We start from the raw sequence: 23,826 nt of genomic DNA on the forward strand, positions 1-23,826 counted from the left end.
ACCATGACAGCACTGCCTCGGAACGTCATGTCGAGCACCGAACTAGCAGGTGCGCGCTGGTTGCGCAGCAGTTACAGCACCGGTGCGAACAACTGCGTCGAGACGGCGCGAGCACGCTGCGGCCCATGGTCCGGGCTGCTCGCGGTGCGCGACTCCAAGAACCCGGCCGGCCCCGCGCTGCTCTTCTCCCCCGAGAGCTGGGCGGGATTCACGGCCGCGTTCCAGCCCTGACCAGTCCGATCAACTCTGACCGTTTCTGATCAGTTCCATCCCGCGTGCGAGCAGGGCCGTGTCACGCCGACTCATGGTCGTGTCTCGCCGATCACTCGAACAGCGCACTCGATCTCGGCCTCGGAGAGGTCCGCGCGGGCGGTCAGCCTCAGCCGTGAGATGCCGTCGGGGACGGAGGGAGGACGGAAACAGCCCACGGCGAGGCCCGCCGCACGGCACTCGGCCGCCCAGCGCACGGCCTTCTCCGGGGACGGGGCGCGCACGGAGACGACCGCGGCGTCCGGACGCACCGCCTCCAGACCCGCGGCCGTCAGGCGTGCGTGCAGTTCACGTGCCACCGCACCCGCCCGCGCCGCCCGCTCCGGTGCGCGGCGCAGCAACCTCAGCGCCGCCAGCGCCGCACCCGCGGACGCGGGGGCGAGACCCGTGTCGAAGATGAACGTCCGGGCGGTGTTGACCAGGTGCTCGATCACCCGGGCGGGGCCGAGGACGGCGCCGCCCTGGCTGCCCAGCGACTTGGACAGCGTCACCGTCACGACGACGTCGTCGGCGCCCGCGAGCCCGGTCGCTGCAGCGGCACCGCGACCGCCCTCTCCCAGCACGCCGAGGCCGTGCGCGTCGTCGACCAGGAGCCCCGCACCGCGCTCCCGGCACGCCTCGGCGTACTCGGCCAGCGGGGCGGCGTCGCCGTCGACGGAGAAGACCGTGTCGGACACGACGACCGCCGGGCCCTCGTGCGTGTGCAGCGCCTTGCGCACCGCCTCCGGCTCGGAGTGCGGGACGACCTGTGTGGTGCCCCGGGCCAGCCGGCAGCCGTCGATCAGCGAGGCGTGGTTGCCGGCGTCCGACACGATCAGCGAGCCGTGCGGGGCCAGCGCGGTGACCGCGGCGAGGTTGGCCGCGTACCCGGAGGAGAGGACCAGCGCCGCCTCGAAGCCGCAGAAGTCGGCCAGCTCGCGCTCCAGCTCGGCGTGCAGCTCCGTCGTGCCCGTGACGAGGCGGGAACCGGTCGCACCGCCGCCCCAGGTCCGCGCGGCGACCGCCGCGCCCTCGGTGACCTCGGGGTGGCGGGCCAGGCCCAGATAGTCGTTGCTCGCGAGATCGAGGAGCGGCGAGTCGGCGGGGCGGGGGCGCAGGGTCCGTACGAGCCCGGCGCTGCGGCGCAGCTCCGCCTGCTCGTCGATCCAGCCGAACGCCATGGTTCCTCCGGGGCTTTGGTGAGCGGTACACAGACGTGGCTTTTGTAGGCAGTGCACAGACCCTAGCCGCACGGCCGCCCACCCACGGTGTGGCAATACCCACACATCGAAACGACAGGGTTGTGCGAACTCACCTTGGCTCGGACACCCTCCGTACGTCAGGATCAGCTCCCATGGACCTGCTGAACACGCTGGTGGACAAGGGGCTTCGGCGCGAGCTGCCGACCCGCGAGGAAGCCTTGGCCGTCCTCGCCACTTCCGACGACGACCTGCTCGATGTGGTGGCCGCGGCCGGCAAGGTGCGCCGGCACTGGTTCGGCCGACGGGTGAAACTCAACTATCTGGTCAACCTGAAGTCGGGGCTGTGCCCCGAGGACTGCTCCTACTGCTCCCAGCGCCTCGGCTCCACCACCGGCATCCTGAAGTACACCTGGCTCAAGCCGGACCAGGCCTCCCAGGCGGCGGCCGCCGGTTTGGCGGGTGGCGCCAAGCGGGTGTGTCTGGTGGCGTCCGGACGCGGCCCGACCGACCGTGACGTGGACCGGGTCTCCGAGACCATCAAGGCCATCAAGGACCAGAACGAGGGCGTCGAGGTGTGCGCCTGCCTCGGTCTGCTGTCCGACGGCCAGGCGGAGCGGCTGCGCGAGGCGGGCGCGGACGCGTACAACCACAACCTCAACACGTCCGAGGGGACGTACGGGGACATCACGACCACGCACACCTACGCCGACCGTGTCGACACCGTGCAGAAGGCGCACGGGGCCGGGCTGTCCGCGTGCTCCGGGCTCATCGCGGGCATGGGCGAGAGCGACGAGGACCTGGTCGACGTCGTGTACTCGCTGCGCGAGCTGGACCCCGACTCGGTGCCGGTCAACTTCCTGATCCCGGTCGAGGGCACCCCGCTGGCCAAGGAGTGGAACCTCACCCCTCAGCGCTGCCTCAGGATCCTGGCGATGGTGCGGTTCGTGTGCCCGGACGTCGAGGTACGCATCGCCGGTGGCCGCGAGGTCCACCTGCGCACGATGCAGCCGCTCGCCCTGAACCTGGCCAACTCGATCTTCCTCGGTGACTACCTCACGACCGAGGGCCAGGCGGGCAAGGCGGACCTGGAGATGATCGCCGACGCCGGCTTCGAGGTGGAGGGCACCGATCAGGTGACGCTGCCGGAGCACCGGACCGAGACGGCCGGGGGCGGCTGCGGGTCGCACGAGGCCGCCGGCTGCGGCTCGCACGGCAGCGCGGGCTGCGGGTCGCACGAGGACGCCGGGTGCGGGTCGCACGAAGGGGGCGGTGTGTGCGGTACGGCCGCGGCCGCCGCCGCTCCGGCCAACGAGCCGCGCACCGACCTGGTCGCCGTACGCCGCCGGGGCGCCGGAACGGACCTCGCGCCCAATGCCTGACCCGCACACCGCGCCCGGACTGACCGTGCCCGAGCTGCTGGAACTGGACCGGCGGCATGTGTGGCACCCGTACGGCCCCATGCCCGGCCGCAGCGAACCGCTCGTCGTGGACTCGGCGAGCGGGGTGCGGCTGAAACTCGCGGACGGCTCGGGTGAGCTGGTCGACGGCATGTCGTCCTGGTGGTCGGCGATCCACGGCTACAACCACCCGGTGCTCAACGAGGCCGTACAGCAGCAGCTGGCGCGGATGAGCCATGTCATGTTCGGCGGGCTCACCCACGAGCCCGCCGTACGCCTGGCGAAGCTCCTTGTCGACATGTCGCCCGACGGCCTGGAGCATGTGTTCCTCGCCGACTCCGGGTCCGTGTCGGTCGAGGTCTCGGTCAAGATGTGCCTGCAGTACTGGCGTTCGCTGGGCCGACCCGGCAAGCAGCGCCTCATGACCTGGCGCGGCGGCTACCACGGCGACACCTGGCAGCCGATGTCGGTGTGCGACCCCGAGGGCGGCATGCACGAGCTGTGGACCGGGGTGCTCCAGCGCCAGGTGTTCGCGGACCCGCCGCCCGCCGCGTACGACGAGTCGTACGCGGAGCATCTGCGGTCGCTGATCGAGCGGCACGCGCACGAGCTGGCGGCGGTGATCGTCGAACCGGTCGTGCAGGGCGCGGGCGGGATGCGGTTCCACTCCCCCGCGTATCTGCGCGTGCTGCGCGAGGCGTGCGACGCGCACGACGTGCTGCTGGTGTTCGACGAGATCGCGACCGGGTTCGGCCGCACGGGCGCGCTGTTCGCGGCCGACCACGCGGCGGTGACGCCGGACGTGATGTGCGTGGGCAAGGCACTGACCGGCGGCTATCTGACGATGGCCGCCACGCTGTGCACCGCGCGCGTGGCCGACGGCATCTCGCGCGGCGAGGTGCCGGTGCTCGCCCACGGCCCGACCTTCATGGGCAACCCGCTGGCCGCCTCGGTCGCCTGCGCCTCGATCGAGCTCCTGCTCGGGCAGGACTGGGCCGCCGAGGTCAAGCGGATCGAGACGGGCCTGCGGGAGGGACTGGCGCCCGCGTCGGACCTCCCGGGCGTGAAGGACGTACGCGTCCTCGGCGCGATCGGGGTCGTCCAGCTGGACCACGAGGTGGACATGCGGGCGGCGACGGCGGCCGCCGTGCGCGAGGGCGTGTGGCTGCGGCCGTTCCGCGACCTCATCTACACGATGCCGCCGTACGTCACGGGCGACGCGGACGTCGCACGGATCGCCCGCGCGGTGTGCGCGGCGGCTCGGGAGGGCTGACATGCCGGTACTGGTGATCACGGGCACGGGCACGGAGGTCGGCAAGACCGTCACGACCGCCGCCGTCGCCGCGGCGGCCCGGGGCGCGGGCCGGAAGGTGGCCGTGCTGAAGGCCGCGCAGACGGGTGTACGGCCCGACGAGGACGGCGACGCGCAGGAGGTCGCGCGCCTCGCGGGCGCGGTGACGATCGCGGAACTCGCGCGCTATCCCGAGCCGTTGGCCCCGGCGACGGCCGCGCGCCGGGCCGGGCGGGCGGCCGTGCGTCCGCACGAGATCGCCGATGCCGCCGCCAAACTGGCCACCGACCACGATCTCGTGCTGGTGGAGGGGGCGGGCGGCCTGCTCGTCCGCTTCGACGAGGCGGGCGGCACGCTGGCGGACGCGGCCGAACTCATGGCTGCGCCGGTCCTCGTGGTCGCTTCGGCCGGCCTCGGCACCCTGAACACCACGGAACTGACGGCACGTGAACTGCGGCGCCGACGCCTGGACCTGCTCGGCGTCGTGATCGGCAGCTGGCCCGAGGAAGCGGATCTGGCGTCCCGATGCAATGTCGCGGACCTGCCGGAGGTGGCCGGGTCGCCGCTGCTGGGCGCGGTGCCGGCCGGCTCCGGCTCGCTGGCCCCCGCCGACTTCCGTACGGCGGCACCGGGTTGGCTCGCCCCGAGGCTGTTCGGGACGTGGGACGCGGAGGGGTTCCGGGGGCGGGTGACCGCCTGAGGCCGGTCGACGAGGGCGACTCGCCACTGCGTGCGGGCGTCCCCGCCGACTCGCCATTGGAACGCGGGCGTCCCCACCGACGACTCCCCTTCCCTGCGCCGACGTCCACGACCGGGACTCGCCCTTGCTTCGCGAGGTCTAGCGGGCCTCGGCCTCGTCGCTCCCGGCGAGGAGCCGCACCAGTTCGATGCGGGAGCGGATGCCCAGACGGGTGAAGACGCCTCGCAGATGGTGGTCGATGGTGCGCGGACTGAGGGCCAGCCGGGAGGCGATCTCACGGTTGGTGGCCCCGTCGGCGGCCATGCGGGCGACGAGGAGCTGCTGGGCGGTGAGGGCGGCCGTCGGGCTGTCGGCGGCGTTCCGGGCCGGGGCGGCCGGCGTGCCCAGGGCACGGAGTTCCGTGCGGGCCTGGGCGGCGCAGTGCGGGGCACCGAACGAGTCGAACGCCTCCAGCGCGCTGTGCAGACGGTCGCGTGCCTCCGTACGGCGGCGCAGTCGGCGCAGCGCGCTGCCGAACAGCAGCTCCGTGCGGGCCCGTTCGAAGTCGCGGGTGCCTCGGGAGTGCAGGTCGAGGGCCGTGCGGTAGTGGTCCACCGCTTCCGCGCCGGGCGCGAGCAGGGCTCGGCAGCGGGCGCTGAGAGCCAGGTCGTCGGAGCTGAGCACCGTGCGGGCCCAGCGGTCGTAGTCGGCGTGCGCCACGCGGGCGACCCGGGTGTCACCGGTGCGGACGGCGGCCTCGACGTAGTGCGGGGTGGCCAGGTGCCGGATGGCCCGGTGACCGTGGCCGGGGCCGAATCCGGCGAGGGCGCGCAGCCGGGCCGCCGCCGCGGCGAACCGGCCGCTGCTCAGGTCGAGGAAGGCGAGCGCCCACTGGGCGAGGGCCGCGGGCAGGCCCAGGCCCCGGGCGAGGGCGTACGACCGTGCGGTCGCCGCGCGGTCGCGGCAGACGTCGGCGTCCCCGGTGAGCGCCGCGAACATGGCGAGGGCGGCCTGGAGATGGCAGGCGCCGTTGTCCTGACCGGTGGCGTGCGCCTGCCACAGGGCGTCCGTCGCGGTGGCCTCGCCGGCCCGGGGACGTCCGGTCCAGAAGTCGGCGTACGCACGGAACTCCATCGCCTGCGGCACGGTCACCGGCGTGCCCCGCACCCGGGCGGAGGCGGCCGCGCGGACCGTCGCGGTGGCCGCGCGGGTGTGGTCGCCGAGGAGCAGGGCGGCGATCGCGGCATGGATCAGAACGGTCGGGTCACCACCGGGACCACACCGCCCGGCGGCCGACTTCAGCAGGTCACGCGCGTCCGCGTAGCGCCCCTCGAACGCGGCCACCAGCCCGCCCAGCGTCCCCGGCGCCACGACCCCGAGCCGATCGGCACTCCTCGCGGCCTCACGCAGACGCCGTACGTCGCCGGTGTAGAGAGCGGCCTCCGTGGCGCGGGCCAGGAGGTGGCCGGCGGGCGCGACATCCGACGAGGCGACGGCCGGGCGGCCGGAGCTGGACGGAGCGACGGGCGGAGGTGCACAGGCCGATGAGACGACGGCCGGCGGGGAAGCACTGGGTGGGGGGACGCCGCAGGACGTGTCGGCCGACGCGGTGAAACCGGGCGGGGTGGCGGGCGACGGGATGACGGCCGATCGGGTGACGGACGCCGACGTGACAGCGGGCAGCGTGACGGTGGGCGGCACGACGGACGTCGGCGTGACGGTGGGCGGCACGACGGACGTCGGCGTCACGGTGGGCGGCACGACGGACGTCGGCGTCACGGTGGGCGGCACGGCGGTGGGCGGCACGACGGACGTCGGCGTCACGGTGGGCGGCGGGCCCGGGGTCGGCCCCGGTCCCGCGGCCGCAGCCACCCCCGTCAGCAGTGCGTCGAACGCCTCCGTCGCGTTTCCCGCCCGCAGGGCGAGCACCCCGCTCAGCGCGCCGTCGGCCGCGGTCGACGCCAGTCGGCGTGCGCGGTCGCCGTCGCCGGATCGCCAGGCGTACGCGGCGGCCCGGGCCGTCAGCCGGGCCCGCGCGGCGGGGTCGGGGCACAGGACGGCGGCCCGCTCCGCCAGTGCCCGCGCCACCGACAGGCGCCCGGTGCCGGCCGCCTCGCCCGCCGCGGCGGAGAGTTCCGCGGCCAGCCGCCCGCTGGGGCCGAGCGCGCCGGCGCCCCGGTGCCACGAGCGTGACGGCGTCTCGCCCTGGCCGCGCAGGACGCGGGCCAGCAGCCGGTGGACGTCGCGGCGGTCGGCCGGAGTGCCCGTCTCGTAGGCGGCGATCCGCGTCCACGCGTCGCGGAACGCCACCCCGCCCGCTCCGGCGTGCGCGATCCCGGCCGTCTCGGCGGCGTCCAGGGGCCGGGTGTCGAGGCGGGCCGCGACGACGGCGCGCAGGAAGGCGTCGGTGGAGACCGGGTACTGGTCGGCCGCGGCGAGCAGCAGCAGGAGGCGCGTGTCGTCCGGCAGTGCCCGTATCTCCGACCGGCGTTCACCGAGCAGCGCCGGGGCCAGTTCGGACGGCTCCGTGGGGAGCGGGTCGACGCCGGTCGCCTGGCGGCCGGTGAGGCGCGGGACCAGTTCGGCGGCGGCGCGCGGATCGCCGTACACGGCACGCAGCACGCGGACGCGGACGCCCTCCGGGAGGGTGGCGGCGAGGCGTCGCCACGCGTCCGTGCTCTGCGGTGGCGAAGTGCGGTCGAGAGGTGGGGGGTTCACCGGAGTCACCACACAAATGACGTTACTGGCGGGTTACTTGAATCGTAAAGACCGGCGATTACACCGATGCGGCGCGCGTAGACCCGGCCCGACACTCCTGGCAACCCCACACGTTTCAGGAGGCATCATGCAGCGCTCCACGCGTCGCATCGCCACGGGTCTCACGGCCCTGGCCACCTCGCTCCTTCTGTCACTGTCCCTCTCCCCCACCCCCGCGCAGGCGGCCGGCCACGACCCGGTCGTCTTCGTGCACGGCCTGAGCAGTTCGGCGAGCAGCTGGGACGACTGGTCCGGCTACTTCGAGTCCGACGGCTACGCCGCCGGCGAGCTGGACGCCTGGTCGTACGACTGGGCCCAGTCGAACGTCACCACCGCCCAGCAGCTCGCGACCGAGATCAGGAACGTCCTCGCCCGAACGGGCGCCTCGAAGGTCGACCTGGTCGTCCACTCGATGGGCACGCTCAGCGCCCGCTACTACCTCAAGAACCTCGGCGGGACGTCGTACGTCGACGACTTCGTCTCGACGGCCGGCGTGAACCACGGCACGTCCACCGCCTCGTGGTGCGCGTGGCTGTACACCTCGTGCGCGGAGATGAACACCGGCAGCTCGTTCCTGACCTCCCTGAACTCCGGCGACGAGACCCCGGGCAGTGTGTCGTACGCCAGCTACTGGTCGAACTGCGACGACGCGCTCACGCCCGACACCACCGCGATCCTGAGCGGTGCGACGAACGTCGAGGTCGGCTGCATCTCGCACACCGACATGAACAACGACCACGGCGTGTACGAGCGGGTCCGGGACTTCATCGGCTGAGCCCGGACACGCCCGGACGGCCGGCGGGCGAACAGCGGGGGTGCGCGGGCCCGGTAAGGGGGACAATCAGGGTGAGTCGCTTCCTGCCCGGGAGGTTCCCATGGCCCTGCGGTCCGCCGGTTCCGGCAAGGTGTCACGGGATGCCGTGCACCATCCGCTGTTCGCCCGTTTCTACGCCCGGATCAGCGTCAACGCCGAGACCCGGATGGGCATGGCCGACATCCGTGACCGGCTGCTGGCCGGGCTGTCCGGCCGGGTGATCGAGATCGGCGCCGGCAACGGTCTGAACTTCGCCCACTATCCGAGCTCCGTCTCGGAGGTCGTCGCCATCGAACCCGAGCGCCTGCTGCGTTCGTTGGCGGTGGACTCCGCCCTGCGCGCCGAGGTGCCGGTGGACGTGGTGCCGGGCGCGGCGGAGGCGCTGCCGGTCAAGAGCGAGGCTTTCGACGCGGCGGTGCTGTCGCTGGTGATGTGCAGTGTCCGGGACGTGCCGCGGGCGCTGGGTGAGGTGCGGCGGGTGCTCAGGCCCGGCGGTGTCGTGCGGTTCTTCGAGCACGGCCGGGGCGGCGGCCGGGCGATGCTCCTCACGCAGCGCGCGCTGGACCGGACGGTGTGGCCGCTGGTGAGCGGCGGCTGTCATGTGTCCCGCGATCCGGTCGCCTCGCTCAGGGAGGCCGGCTTCGAACTCGGCCCCTACCGGCAGGTGATGATGCCGGAGAACGGGCCGGCGCTCCCCTCGTCGTACTGCTTCCTCGGTACGGCCTGGCGGCCGCCGGTCAGTGAGTAGTCACCGGCTCCGCGGGGTCCGGTCGCCGCCCGGGACACGGGTCACAGGCTCCACTGCCGCAGTTCCCGCGCGATGTCGTGCACCGTGGCCTCGCCGCTCTTCACCAGCCGGGCCAGGTCGCGGACCTGCTCGGGCGAGGTGACGACCTTCAGGCCGCTGGCGACCAGGTAGGCGTAGGCCACGGCGGAGGCGAACAGGGCGTTGGAGCGCTCCAGCGCGGGGACGTGGACGAGCAGTTGGAGCAGGGACGCGGCCCGGGCGTGCGGGCTGTCGTAGACCGGGACCTCGAATATCTCGGCCTGATGGCGTGCGACGGCGGCGACGAGGGCTCCCCAGTCGGTGACCTGGGGATCCCCCGGCGTCCGCTTCTCGGCGAGCATGAGCAGCCAGGCAAGGTCGATGTTCAGTTCGTTCAACGGATCAGTGGCGACCTTCGCGCGAGCCCTCGCGGTCGGGGCCGAACTCCTCGACGAACACCGACTCGTACTGCTTCATGAAATCGGCGGCCGCCTCGACGAACGTGTGGCCGACCTCGCCGGTGTCCTGTCTGACCAGTTCCTCGATGTAGCGATTGACGCTCATGCCGCGGGCCACGGCGCGTTCGCGGGCGGCGCGGGCCGTGCCCTCGTCCACTCTCACGTTCAACTGGGTCTTCGCCATACTTCGAAGCTAGCGTGGGAGTGCTAGCACCGGCAAGGGCTGGGGAGGGCGATGTGAGGGTGCCCCTTACACCGATATCGGGGGCCCGACCTGGGGCGGAGAGCGACCGGGACCTCGGGGGGATACCCGGTGTGCGGTGGATCACATTACGCTCGGCGGGGACGAGCGTCGTTGTGTCCCTTCCGAGGAGGAGGCGGTCTTGTCCACAGCAGCAGCCCAGTACGTCCCCGGCCCCGCGTCGGCGGACGGGGTCGCGGCCCGCGCACGCGGTCTGACCAAGGCGTACGGCTCGGGCGAGACGACGGTGCTGGCCCTCGACTCGGTGGACGTCGACATCGCGCGCGGCCGTTTCACGGCCGTCATGGGGCCCTCGGGCTCCGGGAAGTCCACGCTGATGCACTGCCTGGCGGGCCTGGACAACGTCTCGGCGGGGCAGGTCTGGCTGGGCGACACCGAGATCACCGGGCTGAAGGACCGCGAGCTGACGCGGCTGCGGCGGGACCGGATCGGGTTCATGTTCCAGTCGTTCAACCTCATCCCGACCCTGAACGCGGCGGAGAACATCACCCTGCCCATGGACATCGCGGGCAAGAAGCCCGACGAGAAGTGGCTGGACCAGGTCATCGACACCCTCGGACTGCGGGACCGTCTCAAGCACCGTCCCTCCCAGCTCTCCGGCGGCCAGCAGCAGCGCGTCGCCTGCGCCCGCGCTCTCGCCTCCCGGCCGGAGCTGATCTTCGCGGACGAGCCCACCGGCAACCTCGACTCGCGGGCCGGCCTGGAGGTCCTCGGCTTCCTGCGCGAGGCCGTCGACCAGCTGGGGCAGACCGTCGTGATGGTCACCCACGACCCGGGCGCCGCCGCCCACTCCGACCTGGTGCTGTTCCTGGGCGACGGGCGGATCGTGGACGAGATGGAGCGCCCGACGGCGGAGGCCGTCCTGGAACGGATGCGCCTGTTCGCCGGCGCCAACCCCACGGCGAGCGACCAGACCCCTCCCCCGGCGCCGCCCGAGAAGGGCTGACCGGTGCTCAAGGCGACGCTCAGGAGCTTTCTCGCGCACAAGGGGCGGCTGCTGCTGTCCGCCCTGGCGGTGATCCTCTCCGTGGCCTTCGTCGCGGGCAGCCTGATCTTCTCGGACACCGTCAGCCGCACCTTCGACCGGCTCTTCGCCTCGACCGCCGCCGATGTCACCGTCACCCCGAAGGAGACCTTCGACGAGACGATCCCCTCGGGACAGACGCTGACCCTGCCGGCCTCGCTCGCCGACCGCCTCGCGAGGGTGCCCGGCGTCGCGGCGGCCCGCGCGGACGTGGACGTGGAGGGCCTCACCGTCGTCGACAAGGACCGTGAGTCGGTGGGCCCGACCACGGGCGCCCCCACCATCGGCACCGCCTGGAACCCGACCGAGCGCAGCCCGGTGGAACTGACCTCGGGCCACGCCCCGAAGGGCGACGGGCAGGTGCTGATCGACGCGGACACCGCCGACGACAAGGACGTGCGCATCGGCGACCGGCTGACGGTCATCGGGCAGGAGGGCTCCTTCCCGGTCGAGGTCGTCGGCATCGTCACCTTCACCACCACCAACCCCGGTGCGGCGCTGGTCTTCTTCGACACCCCGACCGCGCAGACCCGACTGATCGGCGACCCGAAGGGCGCCACCGGCATCACCCTCGACGCAGCCGACGGTGTCAGCGACTCCGAACTCAAGCGGCGCGTGGCCGACGCGCTCGGCGCCGACAGCGGCGCCTACGAACTGCGCACCGCCGACGAGCAGGCCGAGTCGGACGTCGAGCAGCTCGGCGGGTTCCTCGACATCATCAAATACGTGATGCTCGGCTTCGCCGGGGTCGCGGTCCTCGTCGGTGTGTTCCTCATCGTCAACACCTTCTCCATGCTGATCGCCCAGCGCACCCGCGAGCTGGGCCTGCTGCGGGCGCTCGGCGCGGACCGGCGCCAGGTGCGGCGCTCGGTGCTGACGGAGGCGCTGCTGCTCGGGCTGGTCGGCTCGACGGCGGGCCTCGCGGCCGGTATCGGGCTGGCCGTCGGACTCATCGAGCTGATGGGTCTGCTGGGCATGAACATCCGGACGGACGAGATGGTCGTCGGCTGGGGCACGCCGGTGACCGCGTACGTCGTCGGCCTGGGCGTCACCTTCGTGGCCGCGTACCTCCCGGCCCGGCGCGCGGCGGGTGTCTCGCCGATGGCGGCTCTCGCGGACGCGGAGATCGCGGAGATAGGGCGGCCGCTGCGGCTGCGCGCGATCCTCGGCGCGGTGATCGGGGCGGCCGGAGCGGCGGCCCTGGTGGGCTGTGCCGTGGCGTCGAAGACGTCGTCCGCGGCGTCCCTGCTGGGCCTCGGCGTGCTGCTGACCCTGATCGCGACGGTGGTGGCCGGGCCGCTCCTCGTCCGGCCCGTGATCCGGGTGCTCGGCGGCTCCTTCCCCGCCCTGTTCGGCTCGATCGGCCGGATGAGCCAGCGCAACGCCCTGCGCAACCCGCGCCGTACCGGCGCCACGGCGGCCGCCCTGATGGTGGGCCTCGCGCTGGTGGGCGGCATGTCGGTGGCCAGTGCCTCGATGACCAAGTCGTTCGACCAGCAGATCGACAAGACACTGGGCGCCGATTTCGTCGTGCAGAACAGCAACTTCGTGCCGTTCCCGCGCGAGATCACCGAGCGGATCCGCGACACCGAGGGCGTCGGGCTGGTCGTGCGCTCGCAGTTCACCACGATCGCCGTGCGTCTCCCCGACGGCGACCGGGTGAAGACGACCGCCGCGGCCTACGAGCCGCAGCTCGACAAGGTCGCCAACATCACCTACGCCCGGGGCGACTCCGCGGCCGCGCTCGCGGCCGGGCATCTGGCGATGGACAAGGACTTCGCCGAGGACCACGGCGTACGCGTCGGCAGCACCGTCCCCGTCGAGTTCCAGGGCGGCCGCACGGCCGAGCTGACGGTGGGCGCGCTCACCGACCAGGAGTCCGCCGACGGCTTCGGCAGCCAGGGCGGCATCTACTTCGGTCTGGCCACCCTCCAGAAGTACGCGCCGGGCGGCCAGGACGCGGCCGTGTACGTCAACGCCGCCGCCGGTACGAGCCCGGACGACCTGCGGGCCGGACTGGAGAAGACGCTCGACCCGTACCCGCAGGTGCAGGTCCGCGACATCGCCGACTACAAGGACCTGGTGCACGACCAGATCGCCGTGCTGCTCTACCTCGTGTACGCCCTGCTCGGGCTCGCGATCATCATCGCGGTGCTCGGTGTCGTCAACACCCTCGCCCTGTCGGTGGTGGAGCGCACCCGGGAGATCGGGCTGCTGCGGGCCATCGGACTGGCCCGCCGGCAGCTGCGTCGGATGATCCGGCTGGAGTCGGTGGTCATCGCCGTGTTCGGCGCGGTCCTGGGGCTCGCGCTGGGTCTGGTGTGGGGCGTGTGCACCCAGCAGGTACTGGCGTTGCAGGGCATGACGGCGCTGGCCATCCCGTGGTGGACGCTCGTCGCGGTGGTGATCGGTTCGGCCGTCGTGGGGGTCGTGGCGGCGCTGCTGCCCGCGCTGCGTGCATCGCGCATGAATGTGCTGGCGGCCATCGCGCACGAGTGATGGAATCGCGGCAGGTACTCAAGTCCCCCTCAGGCGAGGAGAGTTCATGTCGCACCCGGTGAGCCCGCGCCCGTTCCGCTTCGGCGTCAATCTGATGACCTCCGCCCCGGCCGAGGAGTGGCGGGCCAAGTGCCGGCGGGCCGAGGAGCTCGGCTACGACGTGATCCTGGTCCCCGACCACCTGGGCATGCCCGCACCGTTCCCGGCCCTGGTCGCGGCGGCGCAGGCGACCGAACGGCCACGCCTGGGCACGTTCGTGCTGAACGCGGGACTGTGGAACCCGGCGCTGCTCGCCCGGGAGGTGGCGACCACCGACGCGCTGACGGGCGGGCGCCTCGAAGTCGGGCTGGGCGCGGGCTACGTACAGGCGGAGCACGACTCGGCCGGGCTGCCCTTCGGCACTCCCGGCGAGCGCGTGGACCATCTGCGGCACGCGGTCGAGGAGCTTCAGCGGCTGCTGGGCTCCGAGTCGTACCAGCCGCGGCCCGCGCAGCAGCCGCGGGTGCCGCTGCTGATCGGCGGCAACGGCGACCGGGTCCTGCGGCTGACCGCCGAGCACGCCGACATCGCGGCGTTCGGGGGCGCGTTCCCGGACCCGAAGAGCACGACCGGGCGGCTGGTTCCCGTCACGGCCGAGGGGCTCGACGAGCGGGTGGCCCGGTACCGCGGCTTCGCGGCCGACCGTGCCGAGCCGGCCGAGCTGAATCTGCTCGTCCAGATGGTGACGGTGACCCAGGACCGTGCGGCCGTGGTCCAGCCGCTCCTCGACCGGGTGCCCGAGCTGACCCTGGAGCAGGCGCTGGCCCTGCCCATTCTCCTGACGGGCACCCTGGAGCAGATCACCGCACAGGTGCTGGCCCAGCGCGAGCGGTACGGGTTCTCGTACCTGACCGTCCTGGAGCCGTACATGGAAGCGTTCGCGCCGGTGATCGAGCGGTTGCGCGGCAAGTGACCGTCCGGATAGTGGAATTCCGCTTTCGCCACCGCATGCCGTGATGGGATCACCGCATGACTGATCCGCGGATACGGGCCGCCACGGCCGACGACCTCGACGCCGTCCTGGCCTTCTGGAAGACGGCCGCCGAGGGCACGAGCATCAGCGACGACCGGGCCGGCCTGGAAGCACTGGTCGGCCGCGACCCCGAGGCACTGATCCTGGCCATCGGGGTCCCCACGCCGGCCGAGGGCGGTCGAGAGTGGGGGACGGACGGTGAGCTGGTGGGCACGGTGATCGCGGGCTTCGACGGCTGGCGGTGCCATCTGTACCGGCTGGCGGTGCACCCCGAGCGGCGCCGCCGGGGCATCGGCGCGGCGCTGCTCGCCGCCGCCGAGGAACGGTTCGTACGGCTCGGCGGGCGCCGGGGCGACGCGATGGTGCTGAGGCGGAACGAAACCGCGCATCATGCCTGGCGCGCGGCGGGGTATACGCCCGAGGAGCACTGGCGGCGGTGGGTGAAGCCACTCACGGACTGACCGCTTTGCCGGTCCTTTACTATTGGGGAACCACTTCGGCCCTTCCACGAAAGGTGTGAGCGTCCGCCCATGGGCGAGCCTCCCAGTAGCAGACATCGAGCGATCCTCCCCACCCTGTCCGACCATGGGACGGAGGTGACCCGATGACCGAAGTGCTCCTCCTTCTGGTGGCCATCCTGCTGTCACTCGCCTGCGGCGCCTTCGTCGCGGCCGAGTTCTCGCTGACCACCGTCGAGCGCGGCGAGCTGGAGCGGGCGGCGGAGCGCGGCGAGCGGGGCGCCCCCGGCGCCCTGAAGGCCGTACGGAACCTGACGTTCCAGCTCTCCGGCGCACAGCTCGGCATCACCGTCACCAACCTGGTCGTCGGCATGCTCGCCGAGCCGTCGATCGCCACGCTGCTCGCGGGCCCGCTGGAGTCGATGGGGATCTCCCGCTCGACGGCGAGCTCGGTCGCGCTGGTGATCGGCACGGCCCTGTCGACCGTCGTCCTGATGGTCGTCGGTGAGCTGGTGCCCAAGAACTGGGCGATCTCCTCGCCACTGGCGGTGGCCAAGCGGGTCGGCAACGCCCAGCGCTGGTTCAGCGCGGTCTTCCGCCCCTTCATCACGCACCTGAACAACACGGCCAACCGCATCGTGCGCCGCTTCGGCGTGGAGCCCACCGAGGAGCTGGCGGCGGCCCGTGGCCCCCAGGAGCTGGCCGCCCTCGCCCGGCACTCCGCCCGCGAGGGCGCCCTGGAGGCGGACACCGCCGAGCTGTTCGTACGGACCCTGAACCTCGCCGATCTGACCGCCGAGAACGTCATGACTCCGCGGGTCCAGGTCGTCGCCCTCGACGCCCAGGCGACCTGCGAGGACGTGGCGAACGCGACCCGGGCCACCGGGCTGTCCCGGTTCCCCGTCTACCGCGGCAGCCTCGACTCGGTCGTCGGCACCGCCCACATCAAGGACATCCTCGCGGTACCGGCCGACCGCCGGCCCCGCGTCTCCGTCTCCGAGCTGATGCGCGAGCCGCTGCTCGTCCCCGAGACGCTCACCGTCGACCGGCTCCTGGACCGGCTGTCGGGCAAGCGCACCATGGCCGTCGTCATCGACGAGTACGGCGGCACGGCCGGTGTCGCCACGCTGGAGGACATCGTCGAGGAGGTCGTCGGCGAGGTCCGCGACGAACACGACCCGCACGAGACGCCCGACCTCGCCCCCGCCGGCAGCGACGACGAGGGCCGGGCCCTGTTCTCCGCCGACGGATCCGCCCGGCTGGACCAGCTCGCGCGCGTGGGCCTGAGGGCGCCCGAGGGACCGTACGAGACCCTGGCCGGCCTCGTCGCCAGCGAACTCGGCCACATCCCCGCCGTGGGTGACCGTGTCCAGGTCGTCGACTGGCAGCTCGACGTCGTCGACGCCTCCGGGCGCAGGGCCGCGCGGGTACTGCTGCACGCGCCGCTCGACGACGCCGCCGAGAGTGAGACGGAGGAGGGGCGATGACCGCCGTACAGCTGTTCATCGGCTTCCTGACGCTGGTCGTCAACGCGTTCTTCGTGGGCGCCGAGTTCGCCCTGATCTCCGTGCGCCGCTCGCAGATCGAGCCGTACGCCGAGCAGGGCGACCGGCGCGCCAAGAGCGTGCTGTGGGGCCTGCAGCACGTGTCGGCGCTGCTGGCGGCCGCGCAGCTCGGCATCACGCTGTGCACGCTGGTGCTGGGTGTGGTCGCCGAACCGGCAATCGAGCATCTGCTGGAGCCGGTGTTCCACGCGGTCGGCGTGCCGGAAGGGGCCGGGCGCGCGATCTCCTTCGCGATCGCCCTGGCGCTGGCCACCTACCTCCACATGCTGCTCGGCGAGATGGTGCCGAAGAACATCGCGCTGGCCGAGCCGGTGCGCAGCGCCCTGGTGCTCGGACCGCCGCTGGTCACCCTGGCCCGGGCGCTCCGGCCGGTGATCTTCACGATCAACGCGTTCGCCAACGCGCTGCTGAAGCTGCTGCGCGTCGAGACCAAGGACGAGGTCACGGCGACCTTCTCGGACGCCGAACTGGCACGGCTGGTGCGCGACTCCGGTGAGGCCGGCCTGATCGACGAGCGGGCGCGGGAGCGGCTGCACGACGCCCTGGAACTGGGCCGCAGGCCGGTGCGTGACGTGGTCCTGCCGCTGGAGCGCGTCGTCTACGCGCGCGTGGGCGTCACGCCGGAGGAGCTGGAGCGGCTGTCCGCCGAGTCGGGCTTCTCCCGCTTCCCGGTCGTCGACGACGGACGCCGGATCGTGGGCTACCTGCATGTGAAGGACGCGCTGGACGCCCCCGAATCGGACATCCCGTTCCAGGTGACGGACATGCGGCCCATCGCCCGGGTGCGGGAGAGCACACCGCTGGACGACGTGCTGACCGCGATGCGGGGCAGCCGGACGCACGTGGCGGCCGTGCTCGGCGACGACGGGCTGCTGTCCGGGCTGGTGACCATGGAGGACGTGCTGCGGAAGCTGTTCGGGCAGCGGGCCTGAGCACCGCGCCCGGCCGGCGGGTGAGCCCGGCCGACGCCCGACCGACCGATGGGTATGGAGCCGGGATAGCATGTGCGTCGCCATGCAGACGAACCCCACATACAGCAGCCTGGTCGCGGTCGGCGACTCCTTCACCGAGGGCATGTCGGACCTGCTCCCCGACGGCTCCTACCGCGGCTGGGCGGACCTCCTCGCCGGGCGGATGGCCGCCCGCACACCCGGCTTCCGGTACGCCAACCTCGCGGTGCGCGGAAAGCTGATCGGGCAGATCGTCGAAGAGCAGGTCGACGTGGCGGCCGCCATGGGCGCCGATGTGATCACCCTCGTCGGCGGCCTCAACGACACCCTGCGGCCCAAGTGCGACATGGGGCGGGTGCGCGGCCTGCTGGAGGAGGCGGTGGAGAAGCTGGCACCGGCGTGCCGGCAGCTGGTGCTGATGCGCAGCCCGGGGCGGCAGGGCCCGGTCCTGGAGCGGTTCCGACCGCGCATGGAGGAGCTGTTCTCCTGCGTCGACGAGCTGGCCGGGCGGCACGGCGCGGTCGTCGTCGACCTGTACGGCGCCGCTTCGCTGAGCGACCCCCGCATGTGGGACGTGGACCGGCTGCATCTGACGGCCGACGGCCACCGCCGGGTCGCCGAGGCGGTCTGGCAGGGGCTCGGCTACGACCCCGAGGACACCGAGTGGCGCGCGCCGATGCCGGCCACGCTGCCGCCGGGCTGGGTCACCCGGCGGGTCGCCGACGCACAGTTCGCGCGCCGGCACCTGCTGCCCTGGATAGGCCGACGGCTGACGGGACGCTCGTCCGGCGACGGCATGCCGGCGAAGCGCCCGGAACTGCTGCCCTACGAGGGCCCGGCGGCGTAGGTCCGGCGTTCGCGGACCCCCGCACGCCCAAGGGCGCCGAACGGCACGACCGCTACGGGGTCGTACCGCCGACGCCCTGTGCACTACGGCACCGCGGGGCTACGCCCGACGGGACGCGGCCCGGCTGCGCCGGTACATCAGCGTTCCGGCGACCAGCAGCGCCCCACTGGCGGCGATGCCACCGATGACGCTCTCGGCGCCGACGCCCGTGTCGGGCATGTGCGGCTTCTCCGGCGCCTTGGTCGGCGTGGGGGCGGGAGTGGGCGTGTCACAGCCGTAGCCGTGGCCGTAGCCGCATTCGTCGTCGGGCCCGTAGCCGTGGTCGCTCGGCTCGTCACCGTAACCGTGGTCGCTCGGCTTCTCGGAGCCGTAGCCGTAGCCGTGATCGGCGGGCTTGTCACTGCCGTACCCGTAACCGTGGTCGGCCGGCTTCTCCGAGCCGTAGCCGTAGCCGTGATCGGCGGGCTTGTCACTGCCGTACCCGTAACCGTGGTCGGCGGGCTTCTCGCTGCCGTACCCGTAACCGTGGTCGGCCGGCTTCTCCGAGCCGTAGCCGTAGCCGTGATCGGCGGGCTTCTCGCTGCCGTAGCCGTAGCCGTGGTCGGCCGGCTTCTCCGAGCCGTAGCCGTGGTCGGCGGGCTTGTCACTGCCGTACCCGTAGCCGTGGTCGGCCGGCTTCTCCGAGCCGTAGCCGTAGCCGTGGTCGGCGGGCTTCTCGGAGCCGTAGCCCTGGGCGCTGGGCGCGTCGGTGCCGTAGCCGGAGTCGCCGTATCCCGACATGGTTCCGCTGGAAGCGGGCCGCGGCAGATGCTGGTTGATCCGGTCCTTCGCCTCCTGAATTCGCTCGTGCGCCTCGCCGAATTTCTCGTGCATGTCGTCGAGTTTCTCGTCCAGCTGGTTCAGCCCGTCCGAGTCCCAGGGGTTCGAATGGCCCGGCAGCGCGGCGGCGGAGTTCACCACGGCCCCTTGCACGCGTGGGGCCGCGGACGCGCATGTGCCGTACAGGGACAGGGCGCTGGTCGCGGCGGCGGCCACGATCAATCCCCTGGTCAGAGCCTGTCGCATTCTCGTTTTCTTTCTCTCGGGCGAAATGGGGAAGCCGACGTCGGTCATTGACGCGACGGTGTCGATCACCGGGATGGGCTGGTTCGTCGCAGGAGTCGGGATGCCGCGCGCTCAAAACTCGCCACGACTTGCAGACTATGAACGAAATGTGGAGGCCCCAGGAAACCGGGACGCGTGGACGGACAGGTAATTCACCCGATCGCCCGCGCCGATTCCGTCCTTCTCGCGGGACCGGTGGGAGGGGCGTGCGCGGAGCGCCGCTGACCTGGGCCGCTCCGTCCGGCGGCGCCGACCGGGGCCCTCGGGACGCCGGGTAAACTCCGTACACGTGACTTCTGCGCCCGCCAAGCCCCGCATCCCGAACGTCCTCGCCGGACGCTACGCCTCCACCGAGCTCGCCACGCTCTGGTCCCCCGAGGAGAAGGTGAAGCTCGAGCGCCGGCTCTGGCTCGCCGTACTGCGGGCCCAGAAGGACCTCGGCATCGAGGTGCCGGACGAGGCGATCGCCGACTACGAGCGTGTCCTGGACACCGTCGACCTGCCCTCGATCGCCGAGCGCGAGAAGGTCACCCGGCACGACGTGAAGGCGCGCATCGAGGAGTTCAACGACCTCGCCGGGCACGAGCACGTGCACAAGGGCATGACCTCGCGCGACCTCACGGAGAACGTCGAGCAGCTCCAGGTCCGGCTGTCGCTGGAGCTGATGCGCGACCGCACGGTGGCCGTGCTGGCGCGTCTGGGCAAGCTGGCCGGTGAGTACGCCGAGCTGGTCATGGCCGGCCGTTCGCACAACGTCGCCGCGCAGGCCACGACACTGGGCAAGCGGTTCGCGACCGCCGCCGACGAGCTGCTCGTCGCGTACGGCCGCGTCGAGGAGCTGCTGGGCCGCTACCCGCTGCGCGGCATCAAGGGCCCGGTCGGCACGGCGCAGGACATGCTGGACCTGCTCGGCGGGGACGCCTCGAAGCTCGCCGAGCTGGAGGACCGCATCGCCCGGCACCTGGGCTTCTCGCAGGCGTTCACCTCGGTCGGCCAGGTCTACCCGCGCTCGCTGGACTACGAGGTCGTCACCGCGCTGGTGCAGCTGGCGGCGGCGCCGTCCTCGCTGGCCAAGACGATCCGGCTGATGGCCGGGCACGAGCTGGTGACCGAGGGCTTCAAGCCGGGCCAGGTCGGCTCCTCCGCGATGCCGCACAAGATGAACACCCGCTCCTGCGAGCGCGTGAACGGCCTGATGGTCATCCTGCGCGGCTACGCCTCGATGACCGGCGAGCTGGCGGGCGACCAGTGGAACGAGGGCGACGTGTCCTGCTCGGTGGTGCGCCGCGTCGCACTGCCGGACGCGTTCTTCGCGCTGGACGGCCTGCTGGAGACGTTCCTTACGGTGCTGGACGAGTTCGGTGCGTTCCCGGCGGTCGTGGCCCGTGAGCTGGACCGCTACCTCCCCTTCCTCGCCACCACCAAGGTGCTGATGGGCGCGGTGCGCGCGGGCGTCGGCCGTGAGGTCGCGCACGAGGCGATCAAGGAGAACGCCGTCGCCTCGGCGCTGGCGATGCGTGAGCAGGGTGCCGAGCGCAACGAACTGCTCGACAAGCTGGCCGCCGACGAGCGCATCCCGCTCGACCGTGCCGAGCTGGACGCGCTGATGGCCGACAAGCTGTCCTTCACGGGTGCCGCCGCCGACCAGGTCGGCGTCGTGGTCGGCCGCGTCGAGGAGATCGTGAAGCAGCGCCCGGAGGCCGCCGGTTACACCCCCGGGGCCATCCTCTGACCCCGGTCTCCGCATGACTCGCTTCACTCCGGAGCAGTTGGAGGCCGCCCGTGACCGACTCGTCCCGGATGTCGTCGCGGACGGCCTCCAGGTGCTGTTCTGCGGTATCAACCCCGGTCTGATGACGGCGGCGACCGGCCATCATTTCGCCCGCCCCGGCAACCGCTTCTGGCCGGTGCTGCATCTGTCCGGCTTCACACCGAGGCTTCTGAAGCCGTCGGAGCAGGAGGAGTTGCTCTCGTACGGGCTCGGCATCACGAACGTCGTCGCGCGGGCGACCGCACGGGCGGACGAGCTGAGCGCGGAGGAGTACCGGGAGGGCGGGCGGTTCCTCGCGACGAAGGTGGCGGCGCTGCGGCCGCGTTGGCTGGCCGTCGTCGGGGTCACCGCCTACCGGGCGGCTTTCGACGAGCGCAAGGCCCGGGTGGGTCCGCAGGAGCGGACGATCGGGGGCACCCGCGTGTGGGTCCTGCCGAACCCGAGCGGGCTGAACGCGCATTGGACGGCGGCGACGATGGCGGAGGAGTTCGGGCGGCTGCGGGTGGCGGCGGAGGACTGACCGCGCGCTGTCACGACGGAGGGCGGGGCACCGTGGTCACGGCGGGTCGACCTCCGTGACCACGGCTATGAGCTCGACGTCGTCGGCCTCGTCACGGTCGGCGACGGCCACCGCGACCCAGCGGCCCGTGCCCACCGCTTCCCAGACGTAGGCCACGCGCGCGCGTTTGCTGAGCAGGGCCCAGGGCTCGGGTATCTGCTCCTGCGCGGTGCGGAGCAAGGTCGTCTGGCCGTTCCACGCAGGCTCCTCTCCCCACCGGGCGGCGAGCGGCTCGTGGAGGGCGTCGCGATCCTTCTCGAACTGCTCGACCGTCGACTCCCGTGTCCCGCAGTCGCCGTGTCCGCTCTCTAACACGGCGAGGTGGTACCCGGGTCCGCTCTCGCCGCCCTCCCGCGGGCTGCGCTCCGCCACGAACGGGCGGGAGCACAACTCGTCGATGAGGGCGATGTGCCGCGCGATGTTCATGGGTCCAGTAAACCCGGCGGCACTGACAATTGGCGTGCCGTCAGGCGTCCCGGCGGCGCACGCTCCAGACCCCCGCGAGCAGGGCGGCCGCCGTCCACAGGGCGGTCACCGTCAGGCCCGACCACGGCCCGAGGGTGCCGTCGTAGGACTGGTGCAGGACGATCTGGCCGGCCTTGTCGGGGAAGTAGTCGGCCACGGTGCCCGCGGCGTCGCCGACGACGAAGGACACCACGAGGACGAACGGGATCAGCACGGACAGGGTGGCCACTCCGCTGCGGAGCACGGCGGTGAGGCCGGCCGCGAACAGGGCCATGAGCATGAGGTAGATCCCGCACCCCAGGACCCCGCGGACCTGCTCGGCCGGAGTGAGTCCGCTCGCCGCCGAACCGAGCGCCGCGCGGGCGACGAGCAGGGCCGCGAGGGCGGTGAGCAGTCCGACGAGCAGGGTCGGCACCGCGATGGCCGTCACCTTGGCGGCGAACCACCGTCCGCGCTGCGGCGCCGCGGCGAGCGTCAGCCGGAGGGCACCCCCGTGGTACTCCGACGACACGGCCATGGCCCCGAACGAGACGGCGGCGATCTGTCCGGGCAGGACCCCGGACAGCGAGGTGAAGAGGGGGTCGAACTCGGGGTCGGAGCTCCCGTCGGCGGCGGCCAGAGCGGCGAACGCCGTGGTCACGGCGAACAGCGCCAGCAGCGCTCCCGGCAGCGAACGGAGCGTACGGATCTTGAGCCACTCCGCGTGGAGTACGGGCGCGAATGCCATGGTCAGGCCCCCTGGAGCGGTGCGGTGAACTCGGTCTCTCCGGCCGTCAGATCGAGGTAGGCCTGCTCCAAGGTGGCTTCCTCGGCGGCGAGTTCGAGGAGGGCTACGCCTGCCTCCGAGGCGAGCCGGCCGATGTCGTCCACGCGTGCGTGGCGCACGACGAGGTGCCCGTCCTCGTGCTGGACGGCGTCGTGCCCGTGCCGGACGAGCGCCGCGCGGAGCGCGGTGGTGTCGGTGGTGCGGACACGGACGCGGGGTTCCACGCGTGCGTGGATGAACTCCCGCACCGGGGTGTCCGCCAGCAGGCGCCCCCGGCCGAGGACGACCAGGTGGTCGGCGAAGGACGCGGTCTCGTTCATGAGGTGGCTGGAGACCAGGACCGTGCGTCCCTCCTCCGCGAGGCGGCGCAGCAGCCCGCGGATCCAGATGATGCCTTCCGGGTCGAGTCCGTTGGACGGCTCGTCGAGCAGGACGACCTCGGGGTCGCCGAGGAGGGCCGCCGCGATGCCGAGCCGCTGGCGCATGCCCAGGGAGTACGTCCTGACCCGGCGCCGGGCCACCGAAGCCAGGCCCGTCTCCTCCAGCACCTCGGCGACCCGGCGGTCCGGGATGCGGTTGCTCGCCGCCAGGACGCGCAGATGGTCACGGCCGGTGCGTGAGCCGTGGGCCGCCTGGGCGTCCAGCAACGCGCCCACGTGGCGCAGGGGTTCGCTCAGGGTCGGGTAGGCGCGGCCGCCGACGGTCGCGGTGCCGGCGGTCGGCCGGTCGAGGCCGAGTACGAGTCGCAGGGTGGTGGACTTCCCGGCGCCGTTCGGGCCGAGGAACCCGGTGACGCGGCCGGGGAGGACGGTGAAGGTGAGGTCGTCCACGGCTCGCCGACTGCCGTACTCCTTGGTGAGGGCTTGGACTTCGATGCTGGTCATGGAAGCAGCCTGGCCCGGAAGGAGGGGCCGGGCCCTCCCCCGCCGGT

General features: G+C 72.5%; 23 protein-coding genes. 15 read left to right on the plus strand and 8 right to left on the minus strand.

Annotated elements, in window-relative coordinates:
* Nucleotides 1-3 precede the first annotated feature (3 nt).
* Nucleotides 4-231 carry a DUF397 domain-containing protein gene (locus ACGFW6_RS23735; RefSeq protein ID WP_393513197.1) on the plus strand — a complete coding sequence of 76 codons (228 nt, stop codon included), beginning with the start codon at nucleotides 4-6 and terminating at the stop codon, nucleotides 229-231.
* Nucleotides 232-302: 71 nt separating this feature from the next.
* Here ACGFW6_RS23735 and ACGFW6_RS23740 read toward each other — a convergent pair whose 3' ends face one another.
* Nucleotides 303-1,430 carry an 8-amino-7-oxononanoate synthase gene (locus tag ACGFW6_RS23740; RefSeq protein ID WP_393513199.1) on the minus strand — a complete coding sequence of 376 codons (1,128 nt, stop codon included), beginning with the start codon at nucleotides 1,428-1,430 and terminating at the stop codon, nucleotides 303-305.
* A 173-nt stretch (nucleotides 1,431-1,603) separates the two neighbouring features.
* Between ACGFW6_RS23740 and bioB the strand changes: the two genes are divergently transcribed.
* From bioB to bioD, 3 genes are read left to right on the plus strand one after another with little or no spacing between them, the layout of a single operon-like run.
* The gene (bioB, locus tag ACGFW6_RS23745; RefSeq protein WP_393513202.1) at nucleotides 1,604-2,830 is read left to right on the plus strand and encodes a biotin synthase BioB; all 1,227 of its coding nucleotides are present in this window, start codon (nucleotides 1,604-1,606) and stop codon (nucleotides 2,828-2,830) included.
* The gene (locus ACGFW6_RS23750; protein ID WP_393513205.1) at nucleotides 2,823-4,121 is read left to right on the plus strand and encodes an adenosylmethionine--8-amino-7-oxononanoate transaminase; all 1,299 of its coding nucleotides are present in this window, start codon (nucleotides 2,823-2,825) and stop codon (nucleotides 4,119-4,121) included. The genes bioB and ACGFW6_RS23750 overlap by 8 nt, the downstream gene beginning before the upstream one ends.
* Before the next feature lies 1 nt (nucleotide 4,122).
* Nucleotides 4,123-4,839 carry a dethiobiotin synthase gene (gene bioD / locus ACGFW6_RS23755; protein ID WP_393513208.1) on the plus strand — a complete coding sequence of 239 codons (717 nt, stop codon included), beginning with the start codon at nucleotides 4,123-4,125 and terminating at the stop codon, nucleotides 4,837-4,839.
* Between the two features lie 138 nt (nucleotides 4,840-4,977).
* Here the strand turns inward: bioD and ACGFW6_RS23760 are convergent, their stop codons facing one another.
* Nucleotides 4,978-7,545: a LuxR C-terminal-related transcriptional regulator gene (locus tag ACGFW6_RS23760; protein ID WP_393513619.1), complete on the minus strand. Its 2,568-nt coding sequence runs from the start codon at nucleotides 7,543-7,545 to the stop codon at nucleotides 4,978-4,980.
* 118 nt (nucleotides 7,546-7,663) lie between these two features.
* On the opposite strand from ACGFW6_RS23760, the gene ACGFW6_RS23765 reads away from it, so the two are divergent.
* A complete protein-coding gene (locus ACGFW6_RS23765) occupies nucleotides 7,664-8,350 on the plus strand; it encodes an esterase/lipase family protein (protein ID WP_393513211.1) in 687 nt (228 codons plus the stop codon).
* A 100-nt stretch (nucleotides 8,351-8,450) separates the two neighbouring features.
* Nucleotides 8,451-9,137: a class I SAM-dependent methyltransferase gene (locus ACGFW6_RS23770; protein WP_393513214.1), complete on the plus strand. Its 687-nt coding sequence runs from the start codon at nucleotides 8,451-8,453 to the stop codon at nucleotides 9,135-9,137.
* A gap of 41 nt (nucleotides 9,138-9,178) precedes the next feature.
* On the opposite strand, the gene ACGFW6_RS23775 is transcribed toward ACGFW6_RS23770, so the two are convergent.
* Entirely contained in the window at nucleotides 9,179-9,553 is a 375-nt protein-coding gene (locus ACGFW6_RS23775; protein ID WP_393513216.1) for a fic family toxin-antitoxin system, toxin component, read from the minus strand.
* Between the two features lie 4 nt (nucleotides 9,554-9,557).
* Entirely contained in the window at nucleotides 9,558-9,797 is a 240-nt protein-coding gene (locus tag ACGFW6_RS23780; RefSeq protein WP_393513219.1) for a toxin-antitoxin system HicB family antitoxin, read from the minus strand.
* Between the two features lie 199 nt (nucleotides 9,798-9,996).
* On the opposite strand from ACGFW6_RS23780, the gene ACGFW6_RS23785 reads away from it, so the two are divergent.
* The 7 genes from ACGFW6_RS23785 to ACGFW6_RS23815 all read left to right on the plus strand — a co-directional run bounded on the left by ACGFW6_RS23785 (nucleotide 9,997) and on the right by ACGFW6_RS23815 (nucleotide 18,230).
* Nucleotides 9,997-10,821, plus strand: a complete 825-nt coding sequence (locus ACGFW6_RS23785; protein WP_393513222.1) for an ABC transporter ATP-binding protein — start codon at nucleotides 9,997-9,999, stop codon at nucleotides 10,819-10,821.
* A 3-nt stretch (nucleotides 10,822-10,824) separates the two neighbouring features.
* Nucleotides 10,825-13,398: an ABC transporter permease gene (locus ACGFW6_RS23790; protein WP_393513225.1), complete on the plus strand. Its 2,574-nt coding sequence runs from the start codon at nucleotides 10,825-10,827 to the stop codon at nucleotides 13,396-13,398.
* 46 nt (nucleotides 13,399-13,444) lie between these two features.
* Nucleotides 13,445-14,350: an LLM class F420-dependent oxidoreductase gene (locus ACGFW6_RS23795; protein ID WP_393513228.1), complete on the plus strand. Its 906-nt coding sequence runs from the start codon at nucleotides 13,445-13,447 to the stop codon at nucleotides 14,348-14,350.
* Between the two features lie 56 nt (nucleotides 14,351-14,406).
* The gene (locus ACGFW6_RS23800) at nucleotides 14,407-14,871 is read left to right on the plus strand and encodes a GNAT family N-acetyltransferase (RefSeq protein ID WP_393513231.1); all 465 of its coding nucleotides are present in this window, start codon (nucleotides 14,407-14,409) and stop codon (nucleotides 14,869-14,871) included.
* Between the two features lie 143 nt (nucleotides 14,872-15,014).
* Complete coding sequence (locus ACGFW6_RS23805; protein WP_393513234.1) at nucleotides 15,015-16,355, plus strand: hemolysin family protein; 1,341 nt, start codon at nucleotides 15,015-15,017, stop codon at nucleotides 16,353-16,355.
* On the plus strand, nucleotides 16,352-17,365 hold the full coding sequence (locus tag ACGFW6_RS23810; protein ID WP_393513238.1) for a hemolysin family protein: 1,014 nt from the start codon (nucleotides 16,352-16,354) through the stop codon (nucleotides 17,363-17,365). The genes ACGFW6_RS23805 and ACGFW6_RS23810 overlap by 4 nt, the downstream gene beginning before the upstream one ends.
* 82 nt (nucleotides 17,366-17,447) lie before the next feature.
* Complete coding sequence (locus ACGFW6_RS23815; RefSeq protein ID WP_393513241.1) at nucleotides 17,448-18,230, plus strand: SGNH/GDSL hydrolase family protein; 783 nt, start codon at nucleotides 17,448-17,450, stop codon at nucleotides 18,228-18,230.
* Between the two features lie 99 nt (nucleotides 18,231-18,329).
* Here ACGFW6_RS23815 and ACGFW6_RS23820 read toward each other — a convergent pair whose 3' ends face one another.
* On the minus strand, nucleotides 18,330-19,295 hold the full coding sequence (locus tag ACGFW6_RS23820) for a hypothetical protein (RefSeq protein ID WP_393513244.1): 966 nt from the start codon (nucleotides 19,293-19,295) through the stop codon (nucleotides 18,330-18,332).
* Between the two features lie 328 nt (nucleotides 19,296-19,623).
* Between ACGFW6_RS23820 and purB the strand changes: the two genes are divergently transcribed.
* Nucleotides 19,624-21,066: an adenylosuccinate lyase gene (gene purB / locus ACGFW6_RS23825; RefSeq protein ID WP_393513247.1), complete on the plus strand. Its 1,443-nt coding sequence runs from the start codon at nucleotides 19,624-19,626 to the stop codon at nucleotides 21,064-21,066.
* 13 nt (nucleotides 21,067-21,079) lie between these two features.
* Complete coding sequence (gene mug, locus ACGFW6_RS23830; protein WP_393513250.1) at nucleotides 21,080-21,625, plus strand: G/U mismatch-specific DNA glycosylase; 546 nt, start codon at nucleotides 21,080-21,082, stop codon at nucleotides 21,623-21,625.
* A 36-nt stretch (nucleotides 21,626-21,661) separates the two neighbouring features.
* On the opposite strand, the gene ACGFW6_RS23835 is transcribed toward mug, so the two are convergent.
* From ACGFW6_RS23835 to ACGFW6_RS23845, 3 genes are read right to left on the minus strand one after another with little or no spacing between them, the layout of a single operon-like run.
* Entirely contained in the window at nucleotides 21,662-22,090 is a 429-nt protein-coding gene (locus ACGFW6_RS23835; RefSeq protein WP_393513253.1) for a hypothetical protein, read from the minus strand.
* Nucleotides 22,091-22,130: 40 nt separating this feature from the next.
* Nucleotides 22,131-22,856: an ABC transporter permease gene (locus ACGFW6_RS23840; protein ID WP_393513256.1), complete on the minus strand. Its 726-nt coding sequence runs from the start codon at nucleotides 22,854-22,856 to the stop codon at nucleotides 22,131-22,133.
* A 2-nt stretch (nucleotides 22,857-22,858) separates the two neighbouring features.
* Nucleotides 22,859-23,779, minus strand: a complete 921-nt coding sequence (locus ACGFW6_RS23845; protein WP_393513259.1) for an ATP-binding cassette domain-containing protein — start codon at nucleotides 23,777-23,779, stop codon at nucleotides 22,859-22,861.
* Nucleotides 23,780-23,826 lie beyond the last annotated feature (47 nt).

This window comes from Streptomyces sp. Y7, from assembly GCF_043195415.1.
Taxonomy (GTDB): Bacteria; Actinomycetota; Actinomycetes; order Streptomycetales; family Streptomycetaceae; genus Streptomyces.